Raw genomic sequence first — 3,242 nt, 5'->3', positions numbered from 1 at the left:
GATATCCTGCCAAATACCGAGCATGAAGCGGATTTCCTCGGTGTTCTCGGTCAGGAAACCCAGGGCATCTACGGGGTAGTCCTTCGCCAACCGGTAGAACGCTGAGGTGAAATTGTGCGGCTTGCAGTAGGCGATCCGGTCTACGTAGTACTCGGGCAGCGTGTTGTTGCGGGGGTACTCTTTCGGTAATGGCATGTCGAGCCAGACAAGGGATTGGTTCATGGTTTCTTCTATTTTGGGGGTTCGCCCCAGTAAGCACTGTTCCAATGCAAAACTGGATTCTGGTATTTATTGTGCTTCAGCCACCGTACAGCAGCTTGCATACAGTTTCTCAGCTCTTCGTGCCACGGATCATGAATATCCCGTTGCCCTAAATAGCGGTCGTAAAGAAACTTATTATCAATAGCGTTGATGACTTTTAGTGACTCTACATACACTGGAATAGTCGGACTACCCTTTCTAAGTATCTTCAATGCTTTGACGGTCGCTAAAAATTGCCCTATTTCAGGATTACCTCGCTGAAACTCTACCTTGAAAACTTGTTGATTATTCTTAAGATAAGTAGCCAGAATAGTCATTTCTTCGCCTTTGGTGTGGGTGTAGACCAGTACGCTATTTCTTTGGAAATCTGCCCTGATATTGGTACCGTTCCGAGACCTTCGTTTGCAGCCTTTACGATATGCGTGAACTGCTTCATCGTAGCTCTCAAAACGTTTATACTGTGGGTCTGAGAAGCCTTCTACTTGTTTTCGGCAGTCGCTCCACTGCTGATAAATTCCGGGGCTGCGGCCCTGCCAGACGACGTAATAACTCATAGTGTGTAGTTTAGTAGTAATGCCATTCTCCCTGATGGTCTATTTTAATTTTTATCTGGTCAGTGGCTTTTTCAATGACCAATATTGTTCGGTAATTGCCAGCTTCCCGGCGAACAATCTCGGGAACGTAGCGGTGAATGGCTGGCCAGGGGTTGTTCCGCTTCCTATCTCGCTCTGTATCCAGACTCCAACTGGTCCACTTTGGGCCGTGCTGGGGATGGGCGTTGAACCAGTTGACCACAACCTTAGTCAGTGCCCGATCAATCATATCCTGTGAAAATCGTAGTGCATCAGCCATATCATTTACTCGATTTACCGAACGGGGATGTGATAGGGAAATCATGCTCAGCTGATCGGTAATAACCGTACGTCCTCAACCGGTCAAACTTGGCGATGTATTTCGGGTGTCCAATTTCATAGATCATCCTAAAATGACGCTGCATCAGTGCTAACCCATCTTTCTTTTTATGCGCTCCCTGACCTACTTTCCACCTTTTTCGCTCGGTCTCAATGACTTGGAAAGTAGTTTCCGCAACCATTTCATACGTTTTGTAGAATTTAAATTCCGTCTGGGCTTTCGGGTTTGGGGGAGAAAAATAATAGCCTGGTTTAGGAACCTGATACCCGTTTTTATTCACAATAATCTTGGATAGAATTACCTGGTTACGAAGAGTTTTGTACCGATTCTTCCAGTAAGAAGGGGATCCATTCTTCCTCCATTCGCCGAAAAATGTTTTGTAGATCGTATTCTTGGCCCACTTTTCTTCTTCCTCACTGAAAACTTGCCCACGATACAGCGTTGATTTGGCGTATTGCCAGAAATTGACCACCATCTTTAAAATAAAAGCAGGAATTTCCGGGCGAATATTCGCCGCCGCCGGTTTGGAGTTATTCCTCGGAATCACCGAGCTTTTATCGATCGGCTGGGCGGCAAAATCATTTTTTGATTTCTCCCGGAAATTTCTCTGCTTCTTGGTGTTCTTGGCAAAGTTCCCTGGCAAGTTCAGGGCACTTTTACCATTATCTGGCTTGGCCGGATTCCTTATTTTTCTCGAGGTAGAGCAGTTATCCACATTATCCACTGAACTAACTATACTCTCTATATATATTATGTTCTTAGCAATAATGTGTGCGTTTTTCGAAATCGATGATTGAATTTTAGCGTTTTTAGGCATTTGAAGCTCCAGGCTCTTTCGAGCCGAAAAATGGTTGTGAACAAACTTATCCACTGGGTGACCATCTTCCGGATATGCCGGACTGGTGAGCCTTTGCTTCAGACAAAAGAATACCGGATTGATGAACCAGTACTGACATTTATTAATGTGATCTGTTTCCACCTTTAGGATAGCACCGGTGTTTAGCAGCCGTTGCCGATGCGCATATACCGTACCGATGCTGCCCATATGCAACGTCTTTTGTAACGATGTTCCCATCGTCCGAAACGGTGGTAAGTAACCGTGCTGATCGTAGAATGCCTGTAGACTAGCTTGATTATAAAACTTAGAGATTTGCTTAGTATAAAGTGATAACACACGTTGCATCGTCTGCTCATGGCTTTGTTTGATTTTATAATCGCTATTGTCAGAGTTGAGTAAACGATTTAACTCAACAAAGCGCTTCAGGTGCTGATTTTGAAATGTGTAATCTGAGGTGAAATAAAAGTCGTGATCTGGAAATTCCATATACAAAAAGGCAATATGATAATGTTCGCGGAAAGTATATTTTTCAACGTTAGGTGTGTATCAAGAATTTTTATTGAAACTTTTTTATGGTGATCTTGTCTTCATATAGAAGGTAGTTATAGTGTTAAGGAATCGCCCTGGGTATCGATATCGATTCTCAGGGCTTCTTTTATCTATATTATTTCAAATCAATTGGCCTTATTTGGTAGCTATCCTTTGTCCGCCTTCCCGGCTATCGTCCCTATTCGCCCCCTCGATGCTTTTTTTACGTATATTTTTCCCCTATATTCGTAACAGAAATAGGGGGTATATCGCAACGCGGCGGCTAAGCGAAAGCGACGGCGAGCGGGGTTTATATATTACTCATTCTAACCTTACAAAATTGCCCCTGGCCACTTAACCAATGGGGCTTTTTTTATGCCTTTTCTCTCGCCACCTGGGCCTTCTGCCAGTACTCGGCGTGCCGCTCCTCGTGCATGGCAATCCGCTCAGCTAAATCCTCGAACACCTTCCGCAACTCCACTACTTGCTCCGCTTCGTTGGCAATCTCGGCCCCCCGTATCTGCTGTAGCAGGGCCTTCTTCTCAAAATCTAATAACAATGCCGCCCGGCGCTCCCGCTCCGCCTCGTTCTCCCACCGCTGCGCCCGCTGAAAGCGGTCTATGTCGCGGGGCTTGTATTTCTTACCCTCGTTGTTCATCTTCAGAAGAACTCAGTGTGACGCTTACTTCCATGATCTTTCCGC

5 protein-coding genes are annotated in these 3,242 nt (G+C 45.2%); all 5 read right to left on the bottom strand.

Going from position 1 to position 3,242, the window contains the following annotated elements:
* Positions 1 to 222, bottom strand: a 222-nt coding sequence (locus WBA23_RS16365; RefSeq protein ID WP_424583362.1) for a hypothetical protein, incomplete at its 3' end; no start/stop codon positions are given.
* Positions 223 to 230: 8 nt separating this feature from the next.
* Positions 231 to 815, bottom strand: coding sequence for a viroplasmin family protein (locus WBA23_RS16360; protein ID WP_424583361.1), 585 nt, complete (start codon positions 813 to 815; stop codon positions 231 to 233).
* A gap of 10 nt (positions 816 to 825) precedes the next feature.
* A complete protein-coding gene (locus WBA23_RS16355; RefSeq protein WP_424583360.1) occupies positions 826 to 1,158 on the bottom strand; it encodes a hypothetical protein in 333 nt (110 codons plus the stop codon).
* On the bottom strand, positions 1,115 to 2,497 hold the full coding sequence (locus WBA23_RS16350; protein ID WP_424583359.1) for a hypothetical protein: 1,383 nt from the start codon (positions 2,495 to 2,497) through the stop codon (positions 1,115 to 1,117). The genes WBA23_RS16355 and WBA23_RS16350 overlap by 44 nt, the downstream gene beginning before the upstream one ends.
* A gap of 415 nt (positions 2,498 to 2,912) precedes the next feature.
* Positions 2,913 to 3,098, bottom strand: coding sequence for a hypothetical protein (locus WBA23_RS16345; protein ID WP_424583358.1), 186 nt, complete (start codon positions 3,096 to 3,098; stop codon positions 2,913 to 2,915).
* Positions 3,099 to 3,242: the final 144 nt, after the last annotated feature.

Source organism: Tunicatimonas sp., assembly GCF_049647865.1.
Lineage (GTDB): Bacteria > Bacteroidota > Bacteroidia > Cytophagales > Cyclobacteriaceae > Tunicatimonas.
This window is presented reverse-complemented; position numbering and strand designations above follow the sequence as displayed.